A 16,008-nucleotide genomic window follows, 5' to 3' on the forward strand; every position below is an offset into this window, starting at 1 on the left:
CGACGTCAGCGCGTACCGACCGCCGCGCGTACGGCCCGGCGGGCCATCTGGCAGTCGTCGTGCAGCCGTCGTAGCAGCAGCCGCTGTTCCTCGCCGGACGGCGCGGCGCCGGGAGGGGCCGCTCCCGGCGCCGCCGCCGGGGCCGTGTCGTGCATCGAACGCTGCACGAACGTCTCGTAGGCGCGGATCTCCCGGGTCAGTACGAGCATCAGATTCACCAGGAACGCATCCCGCGAGGCGGGGCCCCCCGACTGGGCGATCTGGCTGATCTGGCGGCGGGCCGGGACGTCGTTGCCGAGCACCGACCACAGGGTCGCCAGGTCGTAACCCGGCAGGTACCAGCCCGCGTGCTCCCAGTCCACCAGTACGGGTCCGGTCGGCGACATCAGGATGTTCGACAGCAGGGCGTCGCCGTGGCAGAACTGTCCCAGGCCCTGCCGGCCGGCCGTGTGGGCGATACCGTGCAGCAGTTTCTGCAGGTCACCGAGGTCCCGGTCGGTGAGCAGACCCAGCTCGTGGTAGCGGGAGACGCGGGCCGCGTAGTCCAGCGGGGTGTCGAAGGTGCCCGCGGGCGGCCGCCAGGAGTTCAGCCGGCAGATCGCGCCGAGTGCCGCCCTGATGTCCGCGCGCGACGGGCTCTCCGAGGGGTGGCGCTGCACGGCCGCCACCCGCCCCGGCATCCGCTCGATCACGAGCGTGCAGTGGTCCGGATCGGCCGCGATCAGCCTCGGCACCCGCACGGGCGGGCGGTGCCGGACGAACGAGCGGTAGGCGATTATCTCGTGCCTGCTGCGCTCGGCCCAGGCGGGGGAGTGGTCCAGGAGGCACTTGGCCACCGCCGTACTGCGCCCGGTGGTGCCGACCAGCAGTACGGACCGTCCGCTGCGGCGCAGTACCTGCACCGGCGAGAACTCCGGGCAGATCCGGTGCACGGAGGCGATCGCCGTACGCAACTGGGTGCCCTGGGGGCCGGACAGGTCGATTCTTCCGCTGAGCGGCTGGGTGCCCGGCCCGGCCGGCCGCCGCGCCCTGCCGGCCCCGAGCGCGGGGGCCGCGGGTCGCGCGGGGGCGAGGTAGGGGCCGCTGCCCGCGGTGCGGGTGTGCGGCGACCGGAGAGGGGCGGACACGGAGGACGATGCTGCGTACATGGGCGAGACAGATCCCTTCGTGTGCCTGCTGTGCCTGTGCCCGCCCGGGACGGATCCCGTGAGGCGGTGGCGCCGTCCGACCGGCCGCCGCCGGAGGCACCCTGGGGAGTGGTCCCCGGGGGCGACCGGGTCGGGGTGGCGCATTCCTACCTGACACCCGCTCGGCCGTGGCAGACCATCTGGCGCACCCTGGCGAACCCTGGCGAATAGTCGCCGGGCAACTCGGCCGGAGCTACTGTCAACTCAGCCGAGAACCTGGGGGCTTGACGTGAGCGGACAACCCAACACCCGCCTTGCGGACCTGTTCGGCCTGGCCGGCTGGTCCAAGGGCGAGCTGGCGAGAAGGGTCAACCGGCAGGCGGCGGCCATGGGCCACCTCCAGTTGGCGACCGACACCTCGCGGGTGCGGCGGTGGATCGACCGGGGAGAGATCCCGCGCGATCCGGTGCCGCGGGTGCTGGCGGCTCTGTTCACCGAGCGTCTCGGCCGTGTCGTGACCATGGAGGACCTCGGTCTGGTGCGCGACGGGCGCCGGCAGGGTGCCGGGAGCGAGGAACATCCCGGCAAAGTGCCGTGGGCGCCCGACCGGACCGCCGCGGTCCTCACCGAATTCACGGGAATGGACCTCATGCTCAACCGACGCGGCTTGGTGGGCGCGGGCGCCGCGCTCGCCGCGGGATCAGCCCTCAGCAACGCCATGCACGACTGGCTGCACACCGACCCGGCCCTGGCTGCCGACGCACCCGACCTCGACCGTCCCCTGCACACCGCCGATCCCGCCGGACACGACCGTTACGAGGCCGCCCCGGTCGGATCGCAGGAACTCGACGGACTGGAGCAGTCGGTCAAGGTGTTCCGGGTCTGGGACGCCGCCCGCGGCGGCGGGCTCCAGCGCAAGGCGGTGGTCGGCCAGCTCAACGAGGTGGGCGGGATGCTCGCCTACCGCCATCCTCCTCATCCTCAGCGGCGCCTGTGGGGCGTCGCCGCCAACCTCGCCGTTCTCGCGGGCTGGATGTCGCACGACATCGGCCTGGAGCCCACGGCCCAGAGGTACTTCCTCATCGCCGCCCACGCCGCGCGCGAGGGCGGTGACCGGCCCCGGGCCGGCGAGGCGCTGTCCCGGGCGGCCCGGCAGATGGTGCACCTCGGCCGGCCCGACGACGCGCTCCACCTGATGAAGCTCGCCACCTCCGGTGCGGGCGAGCAGATGCTGCCCCGCACCCAGGCGATGTTCCACACCATCGAGGCGTGGGCGCAGGCGTCGATGGGCAAGGGCCAGGCCATGCGCCGCACCCTCGGGCGGGCCGAGGACCTGTTCGTCTCCGACCGCGCGGACACGGAGCCGCCGGACTGGATGCAGACCTTCAAGGACGAGGATCTGTACGGCATGACGGCGCTCGCCTACCGCACCCTGGCCGAGTTCGAGCCGGGCGCGGCCGGGCACGCGCAGTACTACGCCGAGAAGGCCCTGGAACTCAGGGTCGACGGCCGGGAGCGGTCGAAGATCTTCGACCATCTCTCCATGGCCTCCGCCTGCTTCATCGCGGACGACCCGGAGCAGGCGGACCGCTACGCGCGCCTCGCCCTGATGGCGATGGGTTCCAACTCCTCCCACCGCACCTGGGACCGGCTGCGCCAGATGTACCGGCTCACCGCCGAGTACGCCGGCCAGCCGAAGATCGCGGAGCTGCGGGAGGAGATCAGGCTGGCCCTGCCCAAGCCCAGGGGGAAGGGGAGGACCGCCCGGACGTAGGGCTGCCGTCACGCGGTCACCCGTGCGGCCAGCACACACGCGTCGCCGCCGGGCCGGTACTCCGTGAGCCGGTCCCGTACGGTCCGCAGCCCCTCCTGTGCCGAGCGCGCCTCGGCCAGGCGGGGGGCCAGCGCGAGGAGCCGGTTCACGGTGGCGGTCGGGCCGTGGTCGGGCCGTGGTGAGCCGATGTACAGGAGCAGCAGGTCGCCGGCTTCGAGGGTGATCTCGTGGGTCCCCTCGCGCTGACCGTCGAGTCTGCACCCCGTCCCGTCGCGGAACAGCAGCGGGGCGGGGTGCCCGGTGTGTGCCCAGGCCAGGGTGCGGGTGCCGCCGCGGTAGGCGCAGCACACGGCGCCGTCCAGGGGCGGCCGGGCGGTGGTGTCGAGCAGGTGGGCGAGCCGGCCGAGCAGCGGCCGGGGCCGGGTGCCCGCCATCGCGAGGCCCCGTACGGTGCCCACCAGCAGTGCCGTGTCCGGGGTCCCCCCCGGTGGGGGGGCGGTGAGGGCGCCGACGCTGAGCAGCGCCTCGCCGCCGGCGATCTCGCAGGCGTCGTACCACAGGCCGCCCGGCGGGTGCGCGGAGCCGGGGAGGCGGGCGGCGGCCAGGTCCAGGCCGGTTCCCCGCACGGGCCGCAGGGGACCGGGCCAGGCCGGCCCGGCCTCCCGCGGCCCGGCCGCGGCCTGGCGATCGGGCCGCTCACGCCGCCCGGTGACCGGGAGCGAGTCACGGGTCTCGCTCACCGCCCGCTGGTCGCGGCGCAGTTCACTGACGTCCCGCAGCACCGCCCACATCGAGGCGGTGCTGCCGTCGGCGCCGAGGACGGGTTCGCCCCGCATGTGCACGGTCCGTACGGCACCGTCGGGGCGGACGACGCGGAACTCGCCGTCGATGGGACGGGCGTCGACCAGGCAGTCCGTGACCATCGCCGTCAGCTTCGACCGGTCCGCCGCCAGGGCCAGGGAGGGCAGCTCGTCGAGGGTGAGCGCGGTGGCGGCCGGGTCGCGGCCCAGGATCTGGTACAGCTCCCCGGACCAGTCGGCCTCGCCCGTCAGCAGGTTCCACTCCGCGCTGCCGACCGGGCTGAGCGGCGTACCGGACCGGGAAGCGGGCCCGGCGGCCGGCGCCCGGACGGGCCGCGGGCCGTCCCGCACCTGCGCCAAGTGCCCGTCCACGTCGTCGAGTTGGTGCAGCGCGAGGTCGTAGAGGGCGCGCTGCCAGCGTCGCCGGGGCTCCGATCCGTTCTCCTCCCGGGAGTGGCGCCGCACGGCGTCCACGTCACCCTTGAGCCGCCTCGTCTGCGATATCAACGCCTCCACCGACCCGCGTTCCGGCGGCGGGGTGGCGGGGTGGCCCGCGGAGACAGGGGACGACATGACGCACTCCGGTGTGCAGACGGTACGGCCAAGGCGGGACGAGACGGGCGTAAGGACCGTTACGACTGTGACACAGCGCGTGAGGCCCTGTAAGGCATTCGGCGACACACGATACGGCGGTGCCTTCGGCATATGCCATAGTCCCCGGAGCGTGACTGCCGCCGCCGGAACCTGTACTTGCGAGGCGGGCCGAGTCGTAGAAGAGGTACGGGAGTTGTGCGAGGTTCCGCCGTGCCGCCAGGCTTGTTCCGGTGTTCGGCGTCTCTGTGTTCTATTCGGCTTCGGCGGTCCCCGCGTACAAGCCGGGGCGCGGGGCCAGGGAGACGGCGGTGCGGGCTCCCGACTCCAGGGCGCGGACACCGGCCTCGGCGACCGCGGCGGCCGCGTAGCCGTCCCAGGCGCTCGCCCCGGTGACCAGGCCGCGCCGGGTGGCGTCGACCCAGGCCCGCACCTCGCGGTCGTAGGCGTCCGCGAACCGCACGAGGTAGTCCTGCGGCACCTCCTCGCGGGCCCCGCCCGCCGCCGTCACCACCATGGCGTGGTCGTCGCCGATACGGGCGCTGCCCGCCTCGCAGACGGCCTCGCACCGGACCTGGTAGCCGAAGCCGGAGTTGACGAAGACCTCCACGTCCACCAGGACGCCCCGCTCGGTCTCCAGGAGCACGAACTGCGGGTCGAGCAGCCCCTCGGGGGCGCCGGCGGAGGACCGGGGACGCAGCACGGTCACCGCGGCCGGCTCGTGGCCCAGCAGCCAGCGGGCCGCGTCGATCTCGTGCGAGACGGAGCTGTTCACCAGCATCGCGGAGGTGAAGCCGGGCGGCGAGGAGACGTTGCGGTGCACGCAGTGCAGCATCAGCGGCCGGCCCAGCTTGCCGCTGTCCAGCACCGACTTCAGCCGCCGGTACTCGGTGTCGTGGCGCCGCATGAACCCGATCTGCGTCAGCCGCCGGCCCAGCCGGGCCTCGGCCTCCACGATCCGCAGCGCACCGGCCGAGTCGGGCACCATCGGCTTCTCGCACAGCACCGGCAGACCCCGCGCGAACGCCGCGAGCAGCGCCTCCTCGTGCGCCTCACCGGGCGAGGCGATCAGCACCGCCCCGACGCCGGGCACGTCGAGCGCGGCCGCGGCCTCCGTGCGGACCGCGACCCCCGCCCGCCCGGCGACCGCCTCCCGGGCCCGGTCGGCGTCCGGGTCGGCGACGGCGACCACCCGGGCGCCGCTCACCACCCGGTCCAGGCGCCGTATGTGGTCGGCGCCCATGTGTCCCGCTCCCAGCACCGCCACGCCCAGTACCTGACTCACGCTCCGTCGGCTCCTTCCCCGGCTCGGCCCGTACCCGCGCGGGGCGGGCACGGCTACCGCGAACAGGGTGGCACGGCCGTCAAGAGCGGCCGGAGGCGACCGCCTGGCGCCGGGGGCCGGCCGGACGCGGGGCGCCCGGCGCGGCGGCGCGCTCAGTACCGCAGCACCCCGGCGATGCCGTCCGCGTCCCGCAGCGTGCCGTCGGGGACGAAACGGACCTCGGCGCCGGTCTCCAGGCACTGCTCGACGATCTCGTCCACGATGTCCTCGCGGGCGTCGAGGTCGCCGTCGAGCGCCGGTTCCAGGTGGTCCCCGGCGTCGACCACCGTCGCCCGGTAGTTCTCCTCGACGGCCAGCAGCCGGACCCGGCCCTCCCGGGCGCTCTGCCACAGCTCGTCCAGACCGGCCGCGTACTCGCGGCGCCCGCGGGCGTCCGCCAGCTCGCCGGTGACGGCGTCGGCCGCCCGGTGCGCCTCGGCGTCGAGCACCGGCCGCACCGCCTGCCACACCGCCTCGGGGGTGCCCTGGGCGAGCCCGCCGTGCGGCACGTGCACCGCGTCCCGGGCCGCGCCGCCGGCCTCCTCCAGCAGAGCCAGCGCGGCCTCGGACCCGGTGACGTACAGGGGGCGCGGGCTGGTCCGCAGCACCTTGCCCATCGCGGTGTCGGCGTCGCGCAGGAACTGGCGGGTGCGCTCGTCGCGGAAGGTGCTCGGCGAGTCCCCGATCCGCTCCTGGCGCTCGGGGTCGAAGTTCTCCGGCGGCCGCTCCAGGGGGAAGCCGTGGAGGCGGTCCTCGACGACGCGGTCGGTGCCGCCGTTCCACAGGGTGGCGCGGTCGGCGGAGACCGAGAGCACCCAGAAGGGCTGCTCGGCGGTGTGCGCGGCGACCAGGTTGCGGGTCAGGAAGGTGTCCGAGAGGACCACCCGCTCGGGCACCGTACGGGCGAGTGTCCACACCTGGTGCTCGCCCGGCGCGGCGAAGAGGGCCAGCCCCTCCTCGGCGTGCGCCAGATCGACCTCGGCCAGGGCCCGTTCGAGTTCCCGGACGACCTCCGTGCGCCGCTCCCGGGTCACCGCGGGATCGGCTTCGAGCTGTTTCCTGGCCTCGGCGACCACGTTGCGCAGCCGCACCGGGTCCTGGGCGTTGTCGGGTTCGCGGCGGTGTGTCGGTGTCAGCACCGTCACGGCCGGATAGGGACGGGGCCGCCGGAGTCCGGCGAGGGTGTCTGGGCTCAGATCGTGCTCCATGTCAGCACGATAGGGCCGCCACGCGTATCGGGCATTCGGAGCAAAGGGGGCGGGTCGCGGAAGGTGCGCCCGGAGCGGCCGATCGCGCCCGCCGCAGCCCCCTGTCAGCCGTCCGTCCCCCGCGCCGCGGGCGGGCCGCAGGAGGAACCGCTGGGCGGCAGGGAGCCGTAGAGCAGGAAGTCGTCGACCTTGCGGTGCACGCACTCCGAGGAGGCGTACCCGGTGTGCCCGTCGCCCTTGTTGTCGAGGACCACCGCCGACGGGCCGAGCCGCGCCGCCGTCTCCCGCGTCCAGCGGTAGGGCGTCGCCGGGTCGCCGCGCGTGCCGACCAGCAGCAGCTCGGGCGTGTCCAGGCTCTTGACCTCGTCACGGATGTAGTCGGTGCCCCGGGGACGGCCGTAGCACATCAGCACCTGGGTCAGCCGGTACCGCCCGAACACCGGTGACGCCTGCTCGTACTCCGACCGCAGCCGGGCGAGCGACCCGGTCACCTGCTCGGCGCTGGGGCGGTCGGGGTCGTCGGCGCAGTTGATCGCCATCAGCGCCGCCGGGAGGTTGTCGAGGGGGACGTCCGCCTCGTCGGTGAGACCTGCGTCCCGGCCCTGGCGGACGGGGAAGGCGACACCGCCGGAGAGGAAGCCCTCCAGTCCCCGCGAGTCGCCGTCCTCGACCAGTTGCGCCACCGCCCGCTCCAGCGAGGGCCACAGTTGCCGGCTGTACAGCGCCTGTCCGAGCGCGCCGACGAGATCCTGACCGGTGAAGGGCTCTGCGAAGGCCGACGGCACCGGGTCCTCGTCCAGCGACTGCACCAGCCGCACCACCTGGCGCCGGGCCTCGCGGGCGTCCTGGCCGAACGGGCAGGCGATGTCCTCGACACACCAGTCGAGGAAGCGCTCCAGGGCGATCTGCTGTCCCGCCGCGCCGGCCGCGCCCTGCTCGGTCAGGGGTTCGGTCAGGGTGTCCACGCCGTCCAGGACCAGCCGGCCCACCCGGTCGGGGAACCGGGCGGCGTACACCGCGCCGAGCCGGGTGCCGTAGGAGAAGCCGAGGTAGTTGAGCTTGTCGTCGCCGAGTGCCCGGCGGATCACGTCCAGGTCGCGGGCGGCGTCGACGGTGCCTATGTGGGGCAGGACGGGGCCGGAGTGCTCGGTGCACTGGGCCGCGGCCGCGCGCAGCCGCCGGAGCACGTCCTCGGGGTCGTTCATCTCCTCGTCCCCGTCGGTCGCCTCCATGATCTCGACCGACCCCGGGCCGCAGCTCACCGGGGAGGAGCGGCCGACGCCGCGCGGATCGAAGGTCACCACGTCGTAGCCGTTGGTGAGGTGCATGAAGTCCGCACCGCCGGCGGCCAGCTCGCTGACGCCCGAACCGCCGGGGCCGCCGAAGTTCAGCAGCACCGAGCCTCTGCGGTCGCCGGTCGCCCGGTAGCGGGCCAGGGCCAGGTCGAGCGTCCCGCGCCGGGGCGCGGCGTAGTCCAGGGGGACGGTGACCTTCGCGCACTGCAGGTCCTCGGGCGCGTCCATGGCCTGGCAGGCGGCCCACTTGATCCGCTGGTCGTAGAACCGGGACAGGCCGGGCCCGGCCTCGTCCACCGCCGCGGCGGGCAGGCCCGCGCCCAGCAGGGTCAGGCCCAGCACACCGGGGACCGCCCAGCGCCGGACGGTGGGCCGAGTCGACAGCTTGACCAGCATCGATGCCTCCAGGGCGCACCGTCGGGGACCGGATCACCGCGCCCTCGGTCACCCTAAGCGGCTCCCCGGGGACCCGCCTGCGGACGATCGGGCCGAGGTGCGCGGTGGCCCGGCGGCGCCTACCCTGCGCGCGGCACGCGGCGCCTCCGCGGGTCCGGCCCCGAAAGCGGACCCGGACCCGGGCCCGCGAAGACCTTCACCGTTCGTTCGTTCGACGGGGAGGCGGGGAGGCCACTCGATTGGGGTGAAAGGCGGATGAGCCATAACTCGGATGGTCCGTCCGCGTTCTATCCGGTGCGGGCGAGCGCCCGCGATCAAGTTCTGGAAGGCAGGGAACCGTATGCGAAGGGTCACCCGAATCGGTGTGCTCGTCCTGGCCGCCTCCGGCGCGATGGCGGTGACGGTTCCGGCGTACTCGGCCCTCGCGGCCGACGCGGACGGCGCCGCGGCCGGCTCGCCCGGGGTGATCTCCGGCAACCTCGTCCAGCTCCCGGTGGACGTCCCGGTCAACGTGTGCGGGAACACCGTGAGCGTGGTCGGAGTGCTCAACCCCGCCGCCGGCAACAAGTGCGCCAACGCGGGCGGCGCCGGGGGCCTCGGTGAGGGGGCCGGTCCGTCCGCCGGCTCCGCAGGGGCGTCCGCGCGGGGCGGCACGGCGGATTCCCCGGGGCTGGTCTCCGGCAACGGGGTGCAGTTGCCGGTGGAACTGCCCGTCAATGTCACCGGCAACTCGGTGAACGTGGTGGGCATCGGCAACCCGGCCTTCGGCAACGCTTCCTCGAACACGTCGGACGACCGGCCCGAGCCCCCTCGGCCGCCCGCCCGGCCGGAACCGCGCCCCGAACCGAAGCCGGAGCCGAAGCCGGTCGCCCCGCCCGAGAAGACCACCCCGCCGCGGCACGCCCCGCACCTCACCCAGCGAGTGGCCACCGCGTCCCTCGCCCGCACCGGCGCGGACCAGACCCTGCCCGCCCTCGCGGGCGGCGCCGCACTGGTCCTGGGCGGAGCGGTCCTCTACCGCCGCTACCGCCCGGCCGCCCGCGGCTGACCCGGGGCAGGGCCGAGGGGCGTCGGCGGGGCGCCGGCCGGGGAATCGCCGCACGCGGGGAGCGGGTCGACAGCCACGTCCGGTCCGGCCGACCGGCCACCCCGGACGCCGGCCCCGCCCCTACCGTCACCCTTCACCCCTCACTCCTCACCCGTCACCCCGTCGTCCGGTCGCCGTGGAAGGTCAGGTGCAGCGCGCGGATCTGCTCCGTCAGTTCGGGGACCGGGCCCTCCACCGCGATGCCGGGGGCAACCTCCCGGACCGGGAGCGCCCGGACGGGCGGCGCGGGTACGCCGAGGGCGGAGAGCCAGTCCACGAGCTGCTCCGAGGAGGCGACGTAGACGATCCGCCCGAGGCCCGCCCAGGCGTGCGCGGCGGCGCACATGGGGCAGTGCTCGCCCGAGGTGTAGACGGTCGCCGCGGCCCGCTCCCCGGGCGTCAGACGCGTCGTCGACCAGCGTGCGAGGGCGAACTCGGGATGCCGGGTGCGGTCGCCGGACGCCACGCGGTTGCGGTCCTCCGCGAGCACCGTGCCGTCCCCGCCCACCAGGACCGAGCCGAACGGCTCGTCCCCGGCGCGCAGGGCCTCGGCCGCCAACTCCACGCACCGGCGCAGGTACGGCAGTTCGGTGTCCTTGACGACCATGGCGTACGGCCCTTCTCGTAGGTGATCAGGGCTCCACCCTACGTACGCGCGCAAAGCGGCGCGCCGGGTGCTCCCCGACGCGCCGCCACCCGGTCCGACCGGTCACGCCCTGGGGGCGCTGCGGGCCGCCGTGACGCCGCAGACCGTTCCCAGGGCCAGGGTCAGGGCGCCGATGACGACGTTGTTCCAGATGACCCCGGCGTCCGGGCTCTGCCCCACGATCCAGGGCGAGATGATCATCCACGCGCCCATGGCGCACATGGCCCCGCTGAGGCCGTACATGCGCTCGGGGGCCCGGGTGAATCCGAGGGCCAGCAGGACGATGGCGACGCCCACGATCAGGTTGTGCGGGACGAGCGCGGGCTGGTTCGCCGTGAAGTGGAGCACCCACGGGGACACGGCGCAGTACAGACCCAGCAGGAACACCGGCCCGTCCACGAGTGCCACGTCGCTGCCGCCGAGCATGCGGGCGTACCGGGCCCGCATCTCCGGGGCGTCCGGGTGGCTCGTGATGTCACCTCTGCTGTGCGAGACGTCGGCCATGGTCGTCTCCTTCGACTGGCGGGGTCAACCGCGTCTGAAGCGGTATGCGGATAAAAGCCGCATAAGTACATTCTGCCTCCATTTCGCCCACATGGGTAGGGGGCGGCCGGACGCCGTATACACGGCGGCGGTCAGGTTCCGGGCCGACTCGCGCGATCCCCGGCGCGCGGGGGCGCCGCGTCGTATCGTCCGGCCATGGACGAGTCGACGAGCCCGCCGGACGGGGCGGGGCTGACCACGGGGGCGCTGGCCCGGCGGCTCGGAGTGTCACCCACCACGCTGCGCTCCTGGGACCACCGGTACGGCATCGGCCCCGCCGTCCGCGCCGAGGGCCGCCACCGGCGCTGGTCACCCGGGGACGTGTCGATGCTGGAGGCGATGTGCCGGCTGACGGCGTCGGGGGTGCCGCCCGCCGAGGCCGCCCGCCTGGCCCGGCGGGGCGCTGCGGCGGACCCCGGCGGCCGGGGCGCGGAGCCGGCTCCCACCGGCCGCGGACAGGACCACGGCCCGCCGTCCGCCGAGGAGATACGCCAGGAGTGCCGCGGGCTCTGCCGCGCCGCCGTACGGCTCGACGCCCCGGCGGTGCAGGCGCTGCTCGCCGCGGCCGTCGCGCGGCACGGCCTGACCGCCGCGTGGCAGGAGGTGATGGTGCCGAGCCTGCACGCGGTGGGACGCAGGTGGGCCACCTCCGGAGACCGCTATGTCGAGGTGGAGCACCTGCTCTCCTGGTACGTCTCCACCACGCTGCGCCACCACACCCGCCCGCCCGCCGCCCCGGACGACAGGGCCGGCGCCGGGCCCGTCGTACTGGCCTGCGTCCCCGGCGAGCAGCACTCGCTGCCCATCGAGGCCCTCAACGCGGCGCTCACCCAACAGGGCCTGCGGACCCGGATGTTCGGTGCGGCCGTGCCCGCCGAGGCGCTCGCCGCGGCCGTGCGCCGGGTCGGTCCGGCCGCCGTGGTGCTGTGGGCGCAGGCGCGGTCCACGGCCAGCCTGCCGCTGGCCCGGCACCTCGCCGGCGTCCGGTGGGGCGTGACCGGCGCGCGGCGCCGGCCCCTGGTCGTGCTCGGCGGCCCCGGCTGGGCCGGCCCGCCGGTCACCGGGATGGCCCGCCCGTCGACCCTGCGGGAGGCGCTCGACACGCTCTCCGGCGCCGCCCCGGCGCACTGAACGCCCCGGCCGTCCTGCGGCCCCGTCGCCCTCGTCGCCCCCGTCACTCCAGTCCGCGGGCCCGCCGGAACCGGGCGAGGCTCTCGGCGAGGTCGACGATCGGTTCCGGGTAGTCGAGCGCGGCCCGCTCCGGGCCGGACAGCCGCCACGGCTCGTGCACCGCGTGCCCCCGCACCGCCGCGAGTTCCGGCACCCAGCGCCGTACGTACGCGCCGTCGGGATCGTAACGCCGGGCCTGAGCGAGCGGGTTGAGGACCCGTTGGGGCCGGGTGTCGGTGCCGGTCCCGGCGGCCCACTGCCAGTTGAGCTGGTTGTTGGCGACATCCCCGTCGACGAGCAGGTCGAGGTAGTGCCGGGCGCCGACGCGCCAGTCCACGTACAGCGTCTTGGCGAGGAAACTCGCGGCCAGCAGCCGTCCCCGGTTGTGCATCCAGCCCTCGTGGCGCAGTTGCCGCATCGCCGCGTCGACCAGCGGGAAGCCGGTGCGGCCCGCCTTCCACGCCTCGGTGTCCCGGTGCGCGTCCGGCCCCGACCGCCACTGGTCGCCCCGGGTGCGGTAGTCGGCGGCCGAGGCCTGCGGGCGGGCGGCCAGGACCTGCCGGTGGAAGTCGCGCCAGGCGAGCTGCCGTACGAAGGCCTCGGCGCCCGGCCCACCCGCCTTCCGGGCGCGGTGGACGAGTTCGACCGGCGAGAGGGTGCCGAAGTGCAGGTGGGGCGAGAGCCGGGAGGTGCCGTCGCCGGCCAGGTCGTCGTGCTGGTCTTCATAGCCGCCCACGCCCTCGCGCAGCCACGCCGTCATCCGCGCGCGGCCCTCCGCCTCGCCGCCCGGGGCCAGGCCCGGCGACACGTCCGAGGCGTCCGCGCGGGACGGCAGGGGCTCGGAGCCGACGCCGTCCGGCAGGCGCACGGCGCGCGGCGCGGCGAGGACGTCCCGCGACGGGTGCGGCGACCACTGGCGAAAATACGGGGTGAACACGGCGAAGTGGTCCGAGCCGGCGGGCGTCACCGCCCCGGGCGGCACGACCGTCGTCACCGTGTCGTGCACGTGCAGCCGCCGGCCGAACGCCTCCAGGGCGCGCCGGAGCCGCTGCTCGCGTGCCTGGGCGTAGGCGCTGACGTCGGACGCCATGTGCACCTCGTCGGCGTCCGTCTCCTCCACCACCCGGCACACCTGCTCGACCACACCGCCCGAGCGGACGACGAGCGAGCCGCCGCGGTCGCGCAGGCCGGCGTCCAGGTCCCGCAGGCAGTCGGCGAGGAAGGTCAGCCGGTTCGGGACGGCGAAACCGGAGGCGTCCACCGCACGGTCCCGCACGAACAGCGGTACGACCAGCCCCGGCCCCTCGCAGGCCGCGCGCAGCGGCGGATGGTCGTGCAGGCGCAGGTCGGCGGTGAACAGGACGACCGAGACGTTCATGGCGCGGACTCCGGGGTGGTGAGTGAGGGGCCGGGGCGGTGAGGGGCCGGGGCGGTGGGGGGCCGGAAGCCCCCGCCCTCGTGTGTTTCCGCTCCGGTGGCGCGGGCGGATGCGCTCGGTGGGTGGTGTGCGCGAGGACGTGGAGACGCGGGGACGCCGGGACCAGGCGGGTCCCCTCCGGCCGCGCGGGCGGCTCAGCCGGTCGGGGCCGGCCGTTTCGGCGCCGCGTCCGTCTCGGTGCCCCGGGCCGGGGTCACGGCGGCGGCCCGGGCGATGTTGCGGGCCATGCCGCCGAAGACCACGGCGTGGAAGGGGGAGACGCTCCACCAGTACAGGTGACCGAGGAGGCCGTGGGGGTGGAACAGGGCGCGCTGCCGGTAACGGATGCCGCCGTCGTCGTCCGTCTCCGCGTACATCTCCAGCCAGGCCAGGCCCGGCAGCCGCATCTCCGCGCGCAGCCGCAGCAGGTGTCCGCGCTCGATCTCCTCCACCCGCCAGAAGTCCAGCGAGTCCCCGGCCCGCAGATGCGCCGCGTCCCGTCGGCCCCGGCGCAGCCCGACCCCGCCGACCAGCCGGTCCAGCCAGCCGCGTACGGCCCAGGCGAGCGGGAAGGAGTACCAGCCGTTGTCCCCGCCGATGCCCTCGATGACCCGCCAGAGCGTCTCGCGCGAGGCGGTGACCGGCAGGGACCGCAGGTCGGTGTAGAGGCTGCCGCCCGCCCAGGCGGGGTCGGTGGGCAGCGGGTCGCTGGGGGCGCCGGGCACCGAGGCGGACGACCACCGGGTGGAGACCTGCGCCCCGCGGATGCGCTGCAGGGCCAGCCGGAGCGAGTCGTCGAAGCCGACGAGGCCCCCCGGCGGATCGGGCACGTATCCCCTGATGTCGTGCTCCCGGCAGACCACCTCGTGGCGGAGCGACTCGGTGAGCGGCCGGGCGATGGAGGCGGGAACCGGCGTCACCAGACCCACCCAGTAGCCGGAGAGGCGGGGGGTGAGGAGCGGAACGGGGACGACGAACCGGTGCGGCAGGGCGGCGACCTTCGTGTACCGGTCCATCATCTCGCGGTACGTCAGGACGTCCGGGCCGCCGATGTCGAAGGTCCGGTTCACGTCCTCGGGCAGGTGGGCGCTGCCGACGAGGGTGCGCAGCACGTCGCGGATCGCGATGGGCTGGATGCGGGTGTGCACCCAGTTCGGGGTCACCATCACCGGCAGCCGCTCGGTCAGGTAGCGGAGCATCTCGAAGGAGGCGGAGCCGGAGCCGATGATCACCGCGGCGCGCAGGACGGCGGTCGGCACCCCCGAGGCCAGCAGGATGCGGCCCACCTCGGCGCGCGAGCGCAGGTGCGGCGACAAGGACTCCTCCGGTACGCCCGCCGGAGTGAGTCCGCCCAGGTAGACGACGCGCCGCACACCGGCGGCGCGGGCCGCCTCGCCGAACAGCCGGGCCGCCCGGCGGTCGGTGTCCTCGAAGCCGGCGCCGGTGCCGAGCGAGTGCACCAGGTAGTAGGCGACGTCCACGTCCCGCATGGCCGACGTCACCGACTCCGCGTCCGTGACGTCCCCGCGAACCACCTCGGCGTCGCCCGCCCACGGGTGGTCCCGCAGCTTGCCGGGGGAGCGGGCCAGGCAGCGCACCCGGTGGCCCGCGGCGAGCAGTTCCGGGACGAGCCGCCCGCCGATGTATCCGGTGGCGCCGGTCACCAGGCAGCGCGGCCCCGTACCGGTGTCGTCGTTCCGCATCGTGCTCGGCCCTCCAGTCGGCGGCCCCCCACTCCCCTTCATGGGAGCACTTCGCGGGGCGGGGCTCCACCGGACGCGGGCGGCGGGAGCCGCACCGGGCGGGGTTGGACCGGGTGCGCCGCGAGGTGACGGACAAGAAGGCACATGCCCGGTCCGAACGGGGGCAAGGGGAATGTACGCAAGTGAGTGGTCGGTAGCGAGGGTCGATTGCTGGAGGTGCTGCAGCTATGAGCGCGAAGGTGTTGGAGCGTTTCCCCGCTGGAGCTCCGCGCGGGGCCTGGCCCGCGGAGGAGTACGCGGCCGCCCGCCGGGCCGCGGGCGAGCCCGCGACGGTCGTGATGGATCTGAAGTCGGACGCGTTCCTCGTCGTGGTGCCCCGGTCCGACGACGAGTGACCGCACCACCCCCACCCGGGCCCTGCCGGCCACGCGAGCGTGCGGCCAGGGCCCTGAGGTGTGAGCGCCGACCAGCGCCGCTTCCCCCCCCCGCACCCGCGGGAACATTCCCTCCCGGGTGAGCCGTCGCCCGGTGGCGGACAGGTCAGCGCCCCCGTCGCGTCCGCCATGCCCGGAGCGCCCGTCGCGTCCGCCATGCCCGGAGCGCCCGGGGCGCCCGCCACGGTCGGCATGGCCGCGCGCGGCGGGCCGTAGGCCCGTGGGCCAGGGGCCGCAGGTCGAGCCGTACGCCTCCGCGACGAACCCCCTCTCCTGAGGCCCGCCCGACGGGCCACCGCGTCCGGTGCGCCCGGCAACCTCCCACGCGCCGAACGGTGTTGGACTGGTCTACACCCTTGACTGGTACATACCAATGCGGTTGAGTGTGCCGCACACTCCCCGTCGAGTGTGCGACCACCCCCCCCACCACGGCCGCCCCCACGCCGTGACCGGTCCGACCGGCCCGTGCGCACGAGGCCCCGCTCCGCGCTGC

13 protein-coding genes are annotated in these 16,008 nt (G+C 75.0%); 4 read left to right on the top strand and 9 right to left on the bottom strand.

The window, feature by feature from the left end; genetic code table 11:
• Positions 1-5 precede the first annotated feature (5 nt).
• Positions 6-1,148, bottom strand: coding sequence for an aminoglycoside phosphotransferase family protein (locus tag ABEB00_RS08400; protein ID WP_345618404.1), 1,143 nt, complete (start codon positions 1,146-1,148; stop codon positions 6-8).
• 268 nt (positions 1,149-1,416) lie between these two features.
• Between ABEB00_RS08400 and ABEB00_RS08405 the strand changes: the two genes are divergently transcribed.
• Positions 1,417-2,901: a DNA-binding protein NsdB gene (locus ABEB00_RS08405; RefSeq protein WP_345618405.1), complete on the top strand. Its 1,485-nt coding sequence runs from the start codon at positions 1,417-1,419 to the stop codon at positions 2,899-2,901.
• 8 nt (positions 2,902-2,909) lie between these two features.
• Here ABEB00_RS08405 and ABEB00_RS08410 read toward each other — a convergent pair whose 3' ends face one another.
• From ABEB00_RS08410 to ABEB00_RS08425, 4 genes are all read right to left on the bottom strand, one after another.
• The gene (locus ABEB00_RS08410) at positions 2,910-4,274 is read right to left on the bottom strand and encodes a SpoIIE family protein phosphatase (protein WP_345618406.1); all 1,365 of its coding nucleotides are present in this window, start codon (positions 4,272-4,274) and stop codon (positions 2,910-2,912) included.
• Between the two features lie 271 nt (positions 4,275-4,545).
• A complete protein-coding gene (locus tag ABEB00_RS08415; protein WP_345618408.1) occupies positions 4,546-5,577 on the bottom strand; it encodes a Gfo/Idh/MocA family protein in 1,032 nt (343 codons plus the stop codon).
• A 152-nt stretch (positions 5,578-5,729) separates the two neighbouring features.
• Complete coding sequence (locus ABEB00_RS08420) at positions 5,730-6,824, bottom strand: baeRF3 domain-containing protein (RefSeq protein ID WP_345618409.1); 1,095 nt, start codon at positions 6,822-6,824, stop codon at positions 5,730-5,732.
• A gap of 104 nt (positions 6,825-6,928) precedes the next feature.
• On the bottom strand, positions 6,929-8,515 hold the full coding sequence (locus tag ABEB00_RS08425) for an alpha/beta hydrolase (protein ID WP_345618410.1): 1,587 nt from the start codon (positions 8,513-8,515) through the stop codon (positions 6,929-6,931).
• 340 nt (positions 8,516-8,855) lie between these two features.
• Here ABEB00_RS08425 and ABEB00_RS08430 point away from each other — a divergent pair, with 340 nt between their 5' ends.
• Positions 8,856-9,563, top strand: coding sequence for a chaplin (locus ABEB00_RS08430; protein WP_345618412.1), 708 nt, complete (start codon positions 8,856-8,858; stop codon positions 9,561-9,563).
• Between the two features lie 154 nt (positions 9,564-9,717).
• Here ABEB00_RS08430 and ABEB00_RS08435 read toward each other — a convergent pair whose 3' ends face one another.
• The gene (locus ABEB00_RS08435) at positions 9,718-10,209 is read right to left on the bottom strand and encodes a nucleoside deaminase (protein WP_345618414.1); all 492 of its coding nucleotides are present in this window, start codon (positions 10,207-10,209) and stop codon (positions 9,718-9,720) included.
• Between the two features lie 102 nt (positions 10,210-10,311).
• On the bottom strand, positions 10,312-10,752 hold the full coding sequence (locus ABEB00_RS08440; RefSeq protein ID WP_345618415.1) for an SPW repeat protein: 441 nt from the start codon (positions 10,750-10,752) through the stop codon (positions 10,312-10,314).
• Positions 10,753-10,947: 195 nt separating this feature from the next.
• Here ABEB00_RS08440 and ABEB00_RS08445 point away from each other — a divergent pair, with 195 nt between their 5' ends.
• Entirely contained in the window at positions 10,948-11,922 is a 975-nt protein-coding gene (locus ABEB00_RS08445; protein WP_345618416.1) for a MerR family transcriptional regulator, read from the top strand.
• A 43-nt stretch (positions 11,923-11,965) separates the two neighbouring features.
• Here ABEB00_RS08445 and ABEB00_RS08450 read toward each other — a convergent pair whose 3' ends face one another.
• Together ABEB00_RS08450 and ABEB00_RS08455 are read right to left on the bottom strand one after the other, a co-directional pair.
• The gene (locus ABEB00_RS08450) at positions 11,966-13,339 is read right to left on the bottom strand and encodes a cryptochrome/photolyase family protein (RefSeq protein ID WP_345618417.1); all 1,374 of its coding nucleotides are present in this window, start codon (positions 13,337-13,339) and stop codon (positions 11,966-11,968) included.
• Positions 13,340-13,533: 194 nt separating this feature from the next.
• Positions 13,534-15,081, bottom strand: a complete 1,548-nt coding sequence (locus ABEB00_RS08455; protein ID WP_345618418.1) for an SDR family oxidoreductase — start codon at positions 15,079-15,081, stop codon at positions 13,534-13,536.
• Between the two features lie 227 nt (positions 15,082-15,308).
• Here ABEB00_RS08455 and ABEB00_RS08460 point away from each other — a divergent pair, with 227 nt between their 5' ends.
• Positions 15,309-15,476, top strand: coding sequence for a hypothetical protein (locus tag ABEB00_RS08460; protein ID WP_345618420.1), 168 nt, complete (start codon positions 15,309-15,311; stop codon positions 15,474-15,476).
• Positions 15,477-16,008: the final 532 nt, after the last annotated feature.

Source organism: Streptomyces ziwulingensis, assembly GCF_039542605.1.
GTDB classification, from domain to species: Bacteria; Actinomycetota; Actinomycetes; order Streptomycetales; family Streptomycetaceae; genus Streptomyces; species Streptomyces ziwulingensis.

Excerpts from the sequence above, each read along its gene's own strand:
- ABEB00_RS08400 (WP_345618404.1), bottom strand. The coding sequence starts at position 1,148 with ATGTACGCAGCATCGTCCTCCGTGTCCGCCCCTCTCCGGTCGCCGCAC.
- ABEB00_RS08410 (WP_345618406.1), bottom strand. The coding sequence starts at position 4,274 with ATGTCGTCCCCTGTCTCCGCGGGCCACCCCGCCACCCCGCCGCCGGAA.
- ABEB00_RS08420 (WP_345618409.1), bottom strand. The coding sequence starts at position 6,824 with ATGGAGCACGATCTGAGCCCAGACACCCTCGCCGGACTCCGGCGGCCC.
- ABEB00_RS08425 (WP_345618410.1), bottom strand. The coding sequence starts at position 8,515 with ATGCTGGTCAAGCTGTCGACTCGGCCCACCGTCCGGCGCTGGGCGGTC.
- ABEB00_RS08430 (WP_345618412.1), top strand. The coding sequence starts at position 8,856 with ATGCGAAGGGTCACCCGAATCGGTGTGCTCGTCCTGGCCGCCTCCGGC.
- ABEB00_RS08435 (WP_345618414.1), bottom strand. The coding sequence starts at position 10,209 with ATGGTCGTCAAGGACACCGAACTGCCGTACCTGCGCCGGTGCGTGGAG.
- ABEB00_RS08440 (WP_345618415.1), bottom strand. The coding sequence starts at position 10,752 with ATGGCCGACGTCTCGCACAGCAGAGGTGACATCACGAGCCACCCGGAC.
- ABEB00_RS08445 (WP_345618416.1), top strand. The coding sequence starts at position 10,948 with ATGGACGAGTCGACGAGCCCGCCGGACGGGGCGGGGCTGACCACGGGG.
- ABEB00_RS08450 (WP_345618417.1), bottom strand. The coding sequence starts at position 13,339 with ATGAACGTCTCGGTCGTCCTGTTCACCGCCGACCTGCGCCTGCACGAC.
- ABEB00_RS08455 (WP_345618418.1), bottom strand. The coding sequence starts at position 15,081 with ATGCGGAACGACGACACCGGTACGGGGCCGCGCTGCCTGGTGACCGGC.
- ABEB00_RS08460 (WP_345618420.1), top strand. The coding sequence starts at position 15,309 with ATGAGCGCGAAGGTGTTGGAGCGTTTCCCCGCTGGAGCTCCGCGCGGG.